The following is a 13,912-nucleotide window of genomic DNA, read 5'->3' as shown; positions in this document are numbered from 1 at the left end:
AGTAGAAGTATATCTATTAAATCAGGCAGAACCTTTTCGTTCTATTTTATTGCATTTGAAGTTATTCATAGAAAGTTCTTTTTCTATTAGTTATTAATTGGACATCCTTATAAACAGATTTTTTGTGTTTTAAAGATTTTAGTTACAATGTTATCTTTTATTATAATTTATTTACCGTTTTTCTGATGGCAACTAAATTGCTGAGTAAACTCTCTAAATGATCTAAATGCAACATATTTGCACCATCACTTTTTGCATTTGTAGGATCAAAATGTGTTTCTAAAAATAGTCCATCAACATTATTCACAACGCCAGCTCTTGCAATCGTTTCTATCATATCTGGTCTTCCACCAGTAACTCCAGAATCTTGATTTGGTTGTTGTAGTGAATGAGTTATATCTAAAACTGTTGGCGCAAATTTACGCATTTCAGGAATTCCTCTAAAGTCAACAATCATGTCTTGATAGCCAAACATTGTTCCTCTATCGGTAATCATTACTTGCGAATTTCCAGAATCAATTACTTTTTGAACGGCGTGTTTCATTGCAGACGGACTCATAAATTGTCCTTTTTTTAAGTTGACCACTTTTCCTGTTTTTGCCGCAGCAACCACCAAATCGGTTTGACGAACTAAAAAAGCAGGAATTTGCAATACATCAACATATTGCGCAGCTCTTTCTGCGTCTGATGCTTCATGAATATCTGTAATGGTTGGCACGTTAAATGTTTCTGAAACTTTGCGTAAAATTTTCAATGCTTTTTCATCTCCAATTCCAGTAAAACTATCCACTCTGCTTCTGTTTGCTTTTTTAAAACTTCCTTTAAAAATAAACGGAATTTCTAGTTTGTCAGTTACTTGCAACACTTTTTCTGCAATTCGCATTGCCATATCTTCACCTTCAATAGAACAAGGTCCGGCAAGTAAAAAAAAGTTGTTAGAATTGGTGTGTTTAATATTGGGAATTAGTGTGATATCCATCGAAAAATAATTTTAGCAAAAATACAAAATAAATATTGCTTTTGAATTCATATCTTTAGCCTTTAAATTTAGAACCATGAAAAAAATTATAATGCTACTTTTCGTTTTTGTATTGATGTATTCTTGCAAAACAGAAAAGAAAAATGCCAATCAAGAAGTTACTTTAGATAGTATTGATACTACAACAGTTAGAGAACATTTATACACGTTGGCTTCCGATGAAATGGAAGGAAGAGGCACTGGAACACCAGGTATTGAAAAAGCGGCTCAATATATTGAAGGAGAGTTTAAAAGAATTGGCTTAACAACCTACGATACGTTAAAAGATTACAGACAAACGTTTGTATTTACGAACAGAAGAACTAAAAAAGAAATTACGGCTTTTAATATAATTGGGGTTTTAGAAGGAAAAAGTAGAAAAGACGAATATGTAGTTATTTCTGGACATTACGATCATCTTGGAATTAGAAAAAAAGAAGGTCAGTTAGATAGTATTTACAACGGAGCAAATGATGATGCTTCTGGCGTAACAGGAGTTTTAACTTTAGCCGAATATTTTAAGAAAAAAGGAAGTAATGAAAGAACAATTATTTTTATAGCTTTTACTGGAGAAGAAATGGGGTTGTTAGGTTCTAGACATTTTGGTAAAGATGTTGATGCAAGTAAATTTGTAGCAGGAATCAATCTAGAAATGATGGGAAAAACACCTACAACTGGACCAAAAACAGCTTGGTTAACAGGATTTGATCGTTCAGATTTTGGAAAAATTATTCAAAAAAACTTAGAAGGAACAGGGTATCATTTGTATCCAGATCCGTATGTAAAACAAAATTTATTCTTTAGATCAGACAACGCTTCTTTGGCGCGTTTAGGAATTCCGTCGCATACATTCTCTACCACACCAATTGATGTAGATAAAGATTATCATCAAGCAAGTGATGAAGCAGAAACGCTAGATGTTTCTGTGATTACAGAAACGATTAAAGCAGTTGCAAAAGGAACAGAAAGTATCATTGATGGAACTGATACACCAACAAGAGTGCAACTTACTGATGCAGAAATGGGAAGAAAAAAGAAATAAGTAAAACGATATTTCTATAAATAAAAAATCCTCTAAAAATTAATTTAGAGGATTTTTTTATGTGTTGTAAGAAAGATTAGAATTGATAACGAATACTTAAAGCTATGTCAGAATTTAATCCTTTATAAACAGTAGTGAAACCAAATTCTGGTCTGTAATCCAAAGAAATTAAAATAGGTGCTTCAAAATTGTACTCAATTCCAATATCTCCAGTTCCAAAAAAGAAAGTTTCAGAAATTCCACTAGATTTAATGCTTCCAACTCCACCACCAACTCCAGCGAACCAGTTAAATCTGTTTTCTAAAGACCAAACCCATTGATAAATTCCTGTTGCTTTAAAAGAATCTGAGTCTTTTCCATTACGAATTCCCAAATCAATTTCTAACCTGTTGTTTTCACTCAACTTATGTTGATAAGAAATTTCCCCGCCTAAACCACTATTGTCTCCAAATCGAAGTCCGATTGCGTTGTCCGAAACTTCTTGTGCATTCATGGTGAAAAATGCTGCAAATACCAAGCCGATACTAAAAAATGTTTTTTTCATAATTTCTTAAATAATTTTAATGTTAAAATTTATTTATAGCAAAGATACCTTAACTAAACTACCTTAAACAATTAATTGATTTTATAATTATTCTTTTTATTGTTTTGTATTTTTGCTTTTAAAGGAAAACGTAATGAACATACATTTTATTTCAATTGGTGGAAGCGCCATGCATAATCTTGCAATTGCTTTGTCAAAAAAAGGCTTTGCAATTACTGGGAGTGATGATGTCATTCACGAACCATCAAAATCTAGATTGGAAAAATATAGTTTGTTGCCAAAAGAATTTGGTTGGTTTCCAGAGAAAATCAATTTAAATTTAGATGTGGTAATTCTTGGAATGCATGCTAAAAAAGACAATCCAGAATTGTTAAAAGCCCAAGAATTAGGGCTAAAAATATATTCTTATCCAGAGTTTTTGTTTGAGCAATCTAAAGATAAAACCAGAGTAGTTATTGGAGGTTCACATGGAAAAACTACGATAACCTCAATGATATTACATGTAATGCATTATCATGAAAAAGAAGTTGATTTTATGGTTGGCGCACAGTTAGAAGGATTTGAAACCATGGTTCATTTAACGGAAGAAAATGATTTTACGGTATTAGAAGGCGATGAATATTTAAGTTCACCAATAGATTTGAGGCCAAAATTTCATTTATACAAACCAAATATTGCTTTGTTAAGCGGAATTGCGTGGGATCATATTAATGTGTTTCCAACGTTTGAAAACTATGTAGAACAGTTTGAAATTTTTATAAATTCTATTACAAATGGCGGAATATTAGTTTACAATGAAGAAGATGAAATTGTAAAAGAATTAGTTGAGGCATCTACATCAGCGATTAAAAAATATCCGTATAAAACTCCAGATTATTTTATAAAAAACGGAATTACCTATTTAAATACTCCAGAAGGAGATTTGCCTTTAGAGGTTTTCGGAGAGCATAATTTGCAAAACTTAGCAGGTGCAAAATGGATTTGTCAACACATGGGAATTGATGAAGATGATTTTTATGAAGCAATTGCATCTTTTAAAGGAGCAAGTAAACGTTTAGAAAAGATCGCAGAAAACTCATCAACCGTTATTTTTAAAGACTTTGCGCATAGTCCGAGTAAAGTTGCTGCAACAACAAAAGCGGTGAAAGAACAATACACTGAAAGAACAGTGTTGGTTTGTTTAGAATTGCATACCTATTCTAGTTTAAACGCAAAATTTTTATCAGAATATAAAGGCGCTTTAGATACTGCTGATAAAGCAGTGGTATTTTATTCGCCAGATGCAATAGCAATTAAAAAGTTAAACACCGTTTCTAAAGAACAAATAGCCGCCGCTTTTGAACGAGAAGATTTGATTATTTATACAAATCCAGCTGAATTTAAAACGTTTTTATTGAATCAAAATTTAGAAAATACCGCTTTATTATTGATGAGTTCTGGTAATTATGGAGGATTGGATTTTGAGGAGGTTAAGAGTTTGGTTTAGTTCTGTCTGCCATTTATTAACCTATTTAGAAGCCAAGCTCTAGTCTGTTTATCATAAATAGATTTAAAGATTATTTTTAATCGAGCTTTTATAAACAAATAGCGAGACCATTTTTTTTGATTCTTTTTTCTAAAAGATGCACTTTCGAGCAGTTTATTATTAAGTATTAATGCCTTGCTAGATTTTTTTGTTAGTTTGTATTTTAGCGAAGAAACTTGCCCTAGTATCTTATTTGACAAAGCAATATAATTGTTTAAGGGATGAAATAGTGTATTGAACTGTTCTATTGCTTTAAAACTATTCACTTTCTTTGAAAGTAAAAATACATCATAAGAATTTCTTAAAGCAATAGTGTTAATGTATTGCCCATCATCATTAATTTGATAAGCAATAATTGATAATGAAAGTTGGTTTTCGAAACTTAAAAAAGTGATGTTGTTCTTTAAGAGAGTGTCTTTTTTTACAAATAAATAATTAAATTCTTTGGAGTATTTTTCTTTTAATAATTCTTTGTGAATTTCAACTCCTGCGATTTTACCTTGTTTTTTTAACCTGGGATAATGTATGAAAGACGGAAAAGTGAAAGTAGTATTATGAACTTTATCAAAACCAAAATCACTTGCTATTTTTATAGCATTTTTAAACTCTAATTCTGACACTATAAAATCAATATCACCAACCATTCTTTCGGCAATGTCTTCATACAAACCTTCTAGTAAGTTTCCTGTTCCTTTTAAGAAAATAGGAGTGATGTTGTTTGCTAATAATAATTCGTTAACCTCTTTTGCTTGTTCAATTATTTGTAAATTTCGTTCTCTGTTTAAATCGGTAATACGCTTCATGTAATTCACCAATTCTTCAGGTAAATAACGAAGGAAGTTTGCTCTTTTAAGATTGCAATACAACGCTGTAAAAACATAATGTGTTGTGCTTAATTTAACAATAGTATCCCAATTAACATTGCCTGATTTTATTTCTAATTCAACAATTTTTCTATTGTGTTCTTCATGAGTAATCGTCAAGCATTTTCCGACAAAAAGAAGGGTTTCTTTATAAGTCATTATTAAAAATTTTAGTAACAGTTTCAATCATTTTTAAATTGTTAGAGTACGTTAATTGGTAACAAGGCAATTCTAAAAACCACTCTAAAAAAACAGACACATTTTTTTCTAGCGGAGAAATCCAAGAGTCTGGAATTAATTGCTGAAAAGCATCAATTTTTGAAATGGAGTTTATTTCTAATTCAACCTCAATATTGTATTTGATAAATACCAATGCTTTGCATTTTAGTTTTAAATGATAATTGATATTTTTTGGTGGTAAATAACGAACTGTTTTATTCATTTTTTTAAAATGATATTCCACAGCATTTTTTAATTCAGGATAAACAGGAAGCAAGGTTTTTAGGCTTTTCTTTTTTATGGACATTGCAGCCGGATAGGTATACATATTTTTTTTGTTATCAATTGGAACAAAATCATCTGCGATACAATCAAACCCGTTTGCATTTAATAATGCTAATGAAGTGCTTTTTCCATTTCCAGAATCACCTAAAAAAAGTAAAGATTCTTTTTTATTACTAATTGCGGATGCATGAAAAACGCCCATCCAATCTGTTTCAGGTTTTTTATAAATATCAATAATCAAATGCATGGAAAGTTTTCCTTCAAAAAGATGAGTTTCATTTTTATTCCACTTACCAATAAAAGCATCATTCTTAAAAAACACAATGAAATCTTTGTCATCAAAAATTGTGTAATTGAAATGAAATTTATTTTGACTTTCTGTTTCTAAATGTGCAAATATTGGGTGAATTTTCAAGAGGTGAAACCCAGTTTGAAATTGAATTTTAAAAATGCAATTATGTATTGAATAGTATTTTTCTGAATAATATTTTGTTGGAATTTTATAAGTTCCAGAATTATTTTGAACTTCCTTTTTTAAAGTGTTATTAACTGTATATAACAAGAAAATATCTTCAATAAATTTTTTGACGACCTTTTTTGGAGCAGTAATTTTTTTAAAAGCCCAAGTTTTTATCTCTTCAAGAGAATTATTTTTATTTATTTTCAATAAAATAGCTGCAGCAATCGGTTCTAAAACTAAATACGAATTTGAGTTTTTAAACCAAACGATCTCTTTGTCTTCAATTTTTTTTACGACTACTTTGTTCATTAAAAAACGAAATACATTTTAAAAAAATCAATCAATAAAAAACTTCTAAATTTCAAAAGTTTTATTGTTGTTCTACGATTAGAATCCACCGTCAGTTCCAGGAGCAGCAGGACTTCTAGCTTGTGCTGTTTTGGGGTTTAAAAGGATGTAGGTTCCTATTGCTGTTAACGCAGCATATTTTCCATAGCTACCAATTTTTTTAATAGCTTCTTTTCGAGTAATACTCTCTTCTGTATTTTTTGTTTGTTTTTTCATCTCAAAAATGTGCTTTAAATTAGTTTAAGAATATTTTCTTGTTGATACTCCCTTTCTCTGTTTCAAGTTTTACTATATAAATTCCTTGTTTTATAGAATTTGATAAAATAACATCTAAGGTTGAACGAGATTTTAAATTTTTATGAACTACTTTTTCACCTAAAATATTAAAAATAGTTAGTGCAGCGCTACCGCTTTTTAGCCCAGCGATTCTTAACGTACGTTCTGAACTTAAATACATACTTATCTGATCTAAGTTGAAATCATCAACAACTAAAGTTTTTCTTACATCTGTTGTTGATGTCCTTAAGAAAAATCGTCCAATTCCATTACTTTTAGTATCTAATGTAATTGTATAATTGCTGCTGCTTTCATCTAAACGAGTAATCGTTTTCTTTTCTGTATCTTCAATAAAAACCATCAACCCATTTGGTAAATTTTGATGCTTGATCGAAAAAGTAATTTCTTTTCTGGCATCAGCATTTAACCCTAAAGGGATGATGGTGTTTTCATAATCGTCTTTTGGTAAAGATTGCAACATAAAATCAACTCCATCACTATTAGAGACTAAATGAGAATAAAGACTAAAATAGGTAGCTTGTCCAGTAAAAGTACCAGCATCAAATCCAGGATCTAATGCTTTGGTAGAAATATCTTCATATTTAATTTCTGTAAATTTCTGATTGTTATCTTGATCATTTACAAAAACGTTTATGGTTGGATTGCTTGCTTCTTTATAAAAAGTACTTCCTGTTTGATGACTTTGCAAAGACTCTGGAATTGAAAAATTATTTGCATTTGAATTGGCTGCATTCACAAAAAACCCTTGACCAGGGTGAATATAATCTGTTCCAGCCAAAGCAATATAATTGGCGCCATTCCAAACATAGACAAACTCATGAGTATCAGTTAGATTTGCAGTATTGACAGCAATTAATTCACTTACTTTTATATAAGATGGAAATGGATTTCCAACAAAATTCCATTTGTTTATTGCTCCAAAACCTTGTGAAATTGTAAGTAGAATATTTGAAGTTGGAAATGTTCCAATAAAACCATAATTACCCGCTGCAGTTCTTTTTAAAGAATAGCCTTGCCCTTGATTAAAAGTTGTTGCTGTTCCACCAGTTTGAAAATAGTTCCAGCTTCCACTTGCAGAAGTAGTATTGTCATAAGTGCTTACAGCATCATTAAGCCCAGCTCCAGAAACATTAATAGAATTTGCAGTATTCCAAGCATCATCATATTGTTCTCCTGCAACAGGAGAAGAAGCCAAGTGCCAATTTGTGTCAGTAACGTTTACATTATAAGTTAAATTACCTGCAGAGGTTCCATTTACAATTAAAGAACCTCCGCTGTTTATTGTTAAATCTCCAGTTATAGTTAATAAACCTTTAACACTTAGTGAGTTTGCTGAATTGATGGTTAAGGTTTCACTAGCATCAATTGTTAAGTTGCCTGCAAGAGCTGTCGTTCCAGAACTAATAATTGGTGATGTTGCAACATTAGGAATTGAAATTAGTGAGGAGCTTGTTGGGATACCATTGTTCCAGTTTCCAGGTAAACTCCATACAGAACTAGTTGCACCTGTCCAAGTAGTGGAGTTTATTGTAAATGCTTCATGTGAAAAAGGAAGTAGTGTTTCGCCATCTACAGTAGTCGTAGTCCAATTAGTAGTATCGCTTAATAGAGTATAATAAGCAACGTATGAAGTTTGATTAGATCTTGAGCCGTTATAAAATCCACCACTAGGAGAAGCACTATTATCAACTACAATTATAGAAGTTCCAATAACTAAATTTGTGTTTGTAAGAGTAATTCCATCACCATCGAAAGGACCAAGGTGGGTGTTGTCATTTCCAATTTGTAAAGCGGCAATATAAGTAGTTGGTGTACTAGAATCAGTACCTATAAAAGCAATTATTCCGTCTTTACTTCCTGATAGGTTAAACGCACCACTTCTGGTTATTGTTCCAATTGAAGCTCCAAAAGCTAGATTTGCATCACTATTTAAATCTGTAAAAACAATAAAAGTCCCTGCCTTTATAATGTTATAGCCTGAATCCCATGTTATTGTGCCTTCGCTTCCTGCTAAAGCGCTAGGGGAACCAACTCCTGTAGTTTCATCATCTGTAAAATAAATAGTAGTATTTGCGGCTATATCAGCTAAAGCAACAATTGCAAAGTCTTTATCACCATCTGTATTAAATCCAACAAAAGCAATATCACCAGTTGACTGCGCGTTGACTTTAAAAAATAAAAATAAGGTAAAAATTAGACACCAGCAATGCTGGTGTAAGTAATTCTTTTTCATAGCGTTGATTTTGAATTATTACAAGCTAAAGTTAAGAAATTATTTTCTAATATTCCAAATGAAATTTATTTATAAGTGTTTTTAGGTTAGTTTTTTCTCCAGAAAAAAGGAGAAAATAAAATTAGAACTGTAAACAGTTCTAAACGTCCAATTAGCATTAAAAAAGCACAAAACCATTTTGCTGCATCAGACAAATGTGCATAATTATCTACCGGACTTACAGAGCCAAAGGCTGGTCCAATATTTCCTAAAGAAGAACCAGTAGCACCAAGAGCAGAAGTAAAATCTAATCCTAAAAAAGTTAAGATTACAGTTGAAACTATAAAAATAAGCATGTAAATAATAAAGAAAGAAATAATATTAAATACAATAGTATGGTTTACAGGTTTATCATCATATCTAACAGGAATAATTGCATTTGGATGCAATGCTTTTTTAAATTCTAAAAAGCTACTTTTTAGCATGATAATATGGCGTACAACTTTTACACCACCACTTGTAGATCCTGCAGAACCGCCCACAAAGAAAAGCGCAAAGAAAATTGCAGTAGCAAAGAAACTCCACATGGTAAAGTCTGCACTCACAAAACCGGTTGTGGTAATTACAGAAGTTACTTGAAAAAGAGAATGCCTTATTGCACTTTCTACTTTTCCGTAAATCATTGGATGATCAATAGTGGTTTTAAGTGTTGGATCTTGATAAAAAAGGACAACGATCGCAATAATGGTAGAAATAATTATTGTTCCAAAAAAGTAATATTTAAATTCTTCACTTTGAAATATTTTATAAATTTTCCCTTTTAAAGCAAAATAAGTAAGTACAAAATTTGTTCCTGCAATAAACATAAAAAGAATTATAATGTACTGTACTAATGGCATTGAATTATAATATGCGATACTTGCGTTTTTTGTAGAAAAACCACCAGTACTCATTGTTGCCATTGCATGATTAATGGCGTCAAACCAAGTCATGCCCGCAAATTTTAACAAGAAAAACTCACTAAAAGTAAGCAACACATAAATGAGCCATAATCGTTTTGCAGTATCAGAAATTCTTGGATGTAATTTGTCTGTTGATGGTCCTGGAGCTTCTGCCATAAACAATTGCATTCCGCCAATTCCTAGTAAAGGTAAAATGGCAATTGTTAGCACAATAATTCCCATTCCTCCAATCCAATGTGTTGCGCTTCGCCAAAATAAAATGCCTTTTGGCATACTTTCTATGTCTGATAGAATGGAGGACCCTGTAGTAGAGTAACCAGATAAGGTTTCAAAAAAAGCGTCGGCAATTTTAGGGATTTCACCCGTAAAAAGATAAGGCAACATTCCTGTTATTGATAAGATAAGCCAACCTAAAGTTACAATTAGATACCCTTCTTTTTTTTGAATGTTTGTAGATGTTGGTTTGTTGAAAAAGTACAATATCAACCCTAAAAAAACAGTAACAATTCCAGCATTTAAAATGCCGTATTTTGCATCTTCTTGATGATACATGCTAAAAGGCACAGCAATAAACATAAAAATTCCGTTTAAAATAGCCGTTAAGCCAAGAAAGCGGTAAATAATTTTTAGGTTTAAAGAATTCATTTATTAAGATTTAAATAATTCTTCTACAATAGAAACGGCTTCGGGTAAACAAAAAATAATTGCTTTATCGCCAGCTTTTATTTGAAATCCGCCAAAAGACATCAATGCTTCTCCGTCTCTAATAATTCCACCAAAAACTGCTTCTCTAGGAAATTTTAGTTCGCTAATAGGTTTGCGAGTTACTTTAGAGTTTTCATGCACTTCAAACTCAAATATTTCTGCATCAATATTATGTAAGTTGGCAAGCGCAAGTACTTCACCTTTTCTAATATGTTTAAAAATACTACTTGCAGCTAATAATTTTTTGTTGATTAATGTATCAATCCCAATTGTTTGAGAAATGTTCATATAATCCATGTTTTCAACCAAAGCAATTGTTTTTTTAACACCTTTAGATTTTGCAACCAAACAAGACATTATATTGGTTTCAGAATTGCCAGTTACAGCGATAAAAGCATCCATTTCTCTAATATTTTCTTCTTCTAGCAACTCAAGATCTCTTCCATCTCCATTAATTACCAATGCATTAGATAATTTATCTGCTAGGTCTAAAGCTCTGTCTTTATTTTTTTCAATTATTTTTACTTTATAACTTTCTTTACAAAGATTTCTTGCTGTTTTAAAACCAATACTACTTCCGCCTAAAATCATAACATTTTTAATAGTTATTTGTTTTTGGCCAATTATTTGGTATAATTTTTCGATACTTTTTTTGGGAACAGAAAAATAGACTTGATCTTTAATATTATAAACAGTATCTCCGCGAGGAATCATAGTTTGAGAAGCTCCTTCTCGTTTAATAGCAATGGTAATAAAATCTACCAAAGGAAATTTTTCTTTTGCTTCTTTAACCGTTAAATCTAAAATAGGAGATTTGTATTCTAAAGTAGTTCCCATGATGTTAAACAATCCTTTTTCAAACTCAACCGTATCGTTAAATGAAGATTGATTTAACAGCATTTTTATTTCATTTGCTGCTAATTCTTGCGGTGAAATCATCACGTCGATACCAAATTTTTTAAAGTCGATAACAGTGTTGTTTAAAAACTCTGGATTGTCTATTCTAGCAATGGTTTTTTTAACACCAAGAGCTTTTCCAATAACTGAAACTGTGAAATTTGTATTCTGAGACTCGGTTACAGCTAATAATAAATCAGCAGATTCTATTCCTATTTCTTTTAAAAGATTGATAGAAGTAGCATCTCCTTTTTTAGTAAATACATCTAAATGATTATTGATGTATTCTAATTTATCTCCATCAAAGTCAACGACATAAGTGTCTTGAGCTTCGTAAGACAATAATTTAGCTAAATGGAAACCAACATCCCCAGCGCCAGCTATTATAATTTTCATAAAAGTTTAAAATGAATGATAGTCTGCAAATGTATTGTTCTTTAAGCGCATCCACAAAAAAAAGAATTTATTAATCAATTTTAATCTTCTAAATAAACCTTATATTTATTCTTAAAATTGCTAAAAATGAAAAAATTAACTATTAAATCTTGGGCGGTAGAAGATCGACCAAGAGAAAAGCTAATCCTACAAGGAAAAACTGTTTTAACCGATGCAGAATTGATTGCGATTTTAATTGGCTCTGGAACAAAAAAAGAAAGTGCTGTTGAGCTGAGTAAAAGAATTTTGAACTCTGTAAATAATAATCTCAACGAGTTGGCGGCTCTAACTTTTGAACAATTAAAAGCGTTTAAAGGAATTGGAGAAGCAAAAGCAGTAAGTATAATTACGGCTTTAGAGTTAGGAAAAAGAAGACATTTTGAACCTGTTGAACAAAAAACAATTATAAAAAGTAGTACAGATGCTTTTCAAATAATGCAACCAATTATTGGAGAATTACACCACGAAGAATTTTGGGTATTGTATTTAAATAATTCAAACAAAGTAATTGCTAAAAAGCAATTAAGCAAAGGCGGAATTACAGCAACAATGGTTGATGTAAGATTGTTGTTTAAAAAAGCAGTTGCATTAACAACGGTTGGTATTATTGTGTGTCACAATCATCCTTCAGGAAAATTAACACCCAGTAAATCGGACGAATTGTTGACTCAGAAAATTAAAGAAGCCGGACAAACTTTAGATATAAAGTTACTAGATCATTTAATTATCACACAAAAAGATTATTTTAGCTTTGCAGACAACCAAAAGCTTTAATTTTTAATTAATTCACAAAATTTGATACTCGTTTATACTCATAAAATAACACCAAGATTACGCTATATTTTTAAACATATTTTTACGCGTGTATTGCAAATTCCAGTTGATTTTACAACAAAAATTGAAGAGTTTATCGCTTTTAACGGTTTAAAAATGACCTATTCTAAAACGCCGCTTGGAAACGAGTTTTTTATTAGGAGTAATGATTTGTTATTTGAGCAAGGCGTAAACGATTTAGACATTACTATTTTTCATTGGGAAGACACGCCGTGTTTTTTTAACGCTGGATCAAAATCTGTAATTCCGTTTGATATTTTTTCTGCAAGTTTCTATTTACTAAGTAGATACGAAGAGTATTTGCCACATGTTAGAGATGTGCATGAACGCTTTACCGCAGAGCAAAGTTTGGCATTTAAATACCGTTTTTTAGAAAAACCTTTGGTTGATGTTTGGGCGTATAAATTGTTGGAAAAGCTAAAAGAAAAGTTCCCTGATTATGAATATAAAACGCGAACATATCAATACATTTCTACCATAGATATTGATAATGCGTACGCTTATAAAAATAAAAGTTTGGTAAGAACTTTAGGCGCTTTTATCAAAGATTTCTTCACTTTCAAACTCCGGAATTTTTGGGATAGATTTGCCGTAATTACAAACATTAAACAAGACCCTTACAATACTTTTAAAGCAATTTTATCCTTAAAAAAGAAATACAAAGCACCTACAATATTCTTTTTTTTAGTTGCAGATTACACCACTTTTGACACCAATGTTTCTCCTTCAAAAAATAAATTTAAATTGCTGATAAAAACAATGGTAGATTATGCCAAAGTTGGTTTGCATCCTTCTTATTTTTCGATGAAAGATGAAACTATTTTAAAGAAAGAAAAAGAACGATTAGAGGCGATTACAAATATGCCAATGGAAAAATCTAGGCAACATTATTTGCGCTTTAGTTTGCCAGAAACATATCAGAATTTAATCGATTTAGAAATAAAAGAAGATTATTCTATGGGATATGCAGGTCATGTAGGTTTTAGAGCAAGTACGTGTACGCCTTTTTATTTTTACGATTTAGATTTCGAAATTCAAACGCCATTAAAGATTGTCCCTTTTGCATTGATGGATACAACTTTAAACGATTATATGGAGTTAACTCCAAGACAATCTTTGGGAAAAATTAGAGAACTAAAAAACGAAGTAAAAGCAGTAAACGGAACGTTTGTAACATTGTTTCATAACGAAAGTTTAAGTAATTATTTGAGATGGAAGGGCTGGAGTAAAGTGTACGAATCGATGTTGAAAATTGCAACCGATTAA

At 31.1% G+C, this 13,912-nt stretch carries 12 protein-coding genes; 4 read left to right on the top strand and 8 right to left on the bottom strand.

Annotation, left to right across the window (positions count from 1 at the left end):
• Positions 1-160: 160 nt before the first annotated feature.
• Positions 161-979 carry a 3-deoxy-8-phosphooctulonate synthase gene (gene kdsA, locus KCTC32516_RS01295; RefSeq protein WP_301401528.1) on the bottom strand — a complete coding sequence of 273 codons (819 nt, stop codon included), beginning with the start codon at positions 977-979 and terminating at the stop codon, positions 161-163.
• 76 nt (positions 980-1,055) lie between these two features.
• On the opposite strand from kdsA, the gene KCTC32516_RS01290 reads away from it, so the two are divergent.
• Positions 1,056-2,060: a M20/M25/M40 family metallo-hydrolase gene (locus KCTC32516_RS01290; RefSeq protein WP_301401526.1), complete on the top strand. Its 1,005-nt coding sequence runs from the start codon at positions 1,056-1,058 to the stop codon at positions 2,058-2,060.
• A 76-nt stretch (positions 2,061-2,136) separates the two neighbouring features.
• On the opposite strand, the gene KCTC32516_RS01285 is transcribed toward KCTC32516_RS01290, so the two are convergent.
• A complete protein-coding gene (locus tag KCTC32516_RS01285) occupies positions 2,137-2,604 on the bottom strand; it encodes a hypothetical protein (RefSeq protein WP_301401525.1) in 468 nt (155 codons plus the stop codon).
• A 133-nt stretch (positions 2,605-2,737) separates the two neighbouring features.
• Here KCTC32516_RS01285 and KCTC32516_RS01280 point away from each other — a divergent pair, with 133 nt between their 5' ends.
• Positions 2,738-4,090 carry a UDP-N-acetylmuramate--L-alanine ligase gene (locus KCTC32516_RS01280; protein ID WP_301401524.1) on the top strand — a complete coding sequence of 451 codons (1,353 nt, stop codon included), beginning with the start codon at positions 2,738-2,740 and terminating at the stop codon, positions 4,088-4,090.
• On the opposite strand, the gene KCTC32516_RS01275 is transcribed toward KCTC32516_RS01280, so the two are convergent.
• The 6 genes from KCTC32516_RS01275 to trkA all read right to left on the bottom strand — a co-directional run bounded on the left by KCTC32516_RS01275 (position 4,087) and on the right by trkA (position 11,773).
• Positions 4,087-5,151, bottom strand: a complete 1,065-nt coding sequence (locus tag KCTC32516_RS01275; protein ID WP_301401523.1) for a nucleotidyltransferase family protein — start codon at positions 5,149-5,151, stop codon at positions 4,087-4,089. The genes KCTC32516_RS01280 and KCTC32516_RS01275 overlap by 4 nt on opposite strands.
• The gene (locus tag KCTC32516_RS01270) at positions 5,141-6,265 is read right to left on the bottom strand and encodes a phosphoenolpyruvate carboxykinase (ATP) (RefSeq protein ID WP_301401521.1); all 1,125 of its coding nucleotides are present in this window, start codon (positions 6,263-6,265) and stop codon (positions 5,141-5,143) included. Before KCTC32516_RS01270 ends, KCTC32516_RS01275 begins: the two co-directional genes overlap by 11 nt.
• Before the next feature lie 78 nt (positions 6,266-6,343).
• Complete coding sequence (locus KCTC32516_RS01265) at positions 6,344-6,520, bottom strand: hypothetical protein (protein ID WP_301401519.1); 177 nt, start codon at positions 6,518-6,520, stop codon at positions 6,344-6,346.
• Positions 6,521-6,539: 19 nt separating this feature from the next.
• Complete coding sequence (locus KCTC32516_RS01260) at positions 6,540-8,834, bottom strand: T9SS type A sorting domain-containing protein (RefSeq protein WP_301401518.1); 2,295 nt, start codon at positions 8,832-8,834, stop codon at positions 6,540-6,542.
• Positions 8,835-8,920: 86 nt separating this feature from the next.
• Positions 8,921-10,420, bottom strand: a complete 1,500-nt coding sequence (locus KCTC32516_RS01255) for a TrkH family potassium uptake protein (RefSeq protein WP_301401516.1) — start codon at positions 10,418-10,420, stop codon at positions 8,921-8,923.
• Between the two features lie 3 nt (positions 10,421-10,423).
• Positions 10,424-11,773 (bottom strand): Trk system potassium transporter TrkA, encoded by a 1,350-nt coding sequence (gene trkA / locus KCTC32516_RS01250; protein ID WP_301401514.1) that lies wholly within the window; start codon positions 11,771-11,773, stop codon positions 10,424-10,426.
• Positions 11,774-11,899: 126 nt separating this feature from the next.
• Here trkA and radC point away from each other — a divergent pair, with 126 nt between their 5' ends.
• Together radC and KCTC32516_RS01240 are read left to right on the top strand one after the other, a co-directional pair.
• Positions 11,900-12,586: a RadC family protein gene (gene radC / locus KCTC32516_RS01245; protein ID WP_301401512.1), complete on the top strand. Its 687-nt coding sequence runs from the start codon at positions 11,900-11,902 to the stop codon at positions 12,584-12,586.
• Between the two features lie 21 nt (positions 12,587-12,607).
• Positions 12,608-13,912 (top strand): polysaccharide deacetylase family protein, encoded by a 1,305-nt coding sequence (locus KCTC32516_RS01240; RefSeq protein WP_301401510.1) that lies wholly within the window; start codon positions 12,608-12,610, stop codon positions 13,910-13,912.

Source organism: Polaribacter huanghezhanensis, from assembly GCF_030444335.1.
Lineage (GTDB): Bacteria > Bacteroidota > Bacteroidia > Flavobacteriales > Flavobacteriaceae > Polaribacter > Polaribacter huanghezhanensis.
This window is presented reverse-complemented; position numbering and strand designations above follow the sequence as displayed.

Coding starts and splice junctions, on each gene's coding strand:
- KCTC32516_RS01270 (WP_301401521.1), bottom strand. CDS start 6,265: ATGAACAAAGTAGTCGTAAAAAAAATTGAAGACAAAGAGATCGTTTGG.
- KCTC32516_RS01285 (WP_301401525.1), bottom strand. CDS start 2,604: ATGAAAAAAACATTTTTTAGTATCGGCTTGGTATTTGCAGCATTTTTC.
- kdsA (WP_301401528.1), bottom strand. CDS start 979: ATGGATATCACACTAATTCCCAATATTAAACACACCAATTCTAACAAC.
- KCTC32516_RS01280 (WP_301401524.1), top strand. CDS start 2,738: ATGAACATACATTTTATTTCAATTGGTGGAAGCGCCATGCATAATCTT.
- KCTC32516_RS01255 (WP_301401516.1), bottom strand. CDS start 10,420: ATGAATTCTTTAAACCTAAAAATTATTTACCGCTTTCTTGGCTTAACG.
- KCTC32516_RS01290 (WP_301401526.1), top strand. CDS start 1,056: ATGAAAAAAATTATAATGCTACTTTTCGTTTTTGTATTGATGTATTCT.
- KCTC32516_RS01265 (WP_301401519.1), bottom strand. CDS start 6,520: ATGAAAAAACAAACAAAAAATACAGAAGAGAGTATTACTCGAAAAGAA.
- radC (WP_301401512.1), top strand. CDS start 11,900: ATGAAAAAATTAACTATTAAATCTTGGGCGGTAGAAGATCGACCAAGA.
- KCTC32516_RS01275 (WP_301401523.1), bottom strand. CDS start 5,151: ATGACTTATAAAGAAACCCTTCTTTTTGTCGGAAAATGCTTGACGATT.
- KCTC32516_RS01260 (WP_301401518.1), bottom strand. CDS start 8,834: ATGAAAAAGAATTACTTACACCAGCATTGCTGGTGTCTAATTTTTACC.
- trkA (WP_301401514.1), bottom strand. CDS start 11,773: ATGAAAATTATAATAGCTGGCGCTGGGGATGTTGGTTTCCATTTAGCT.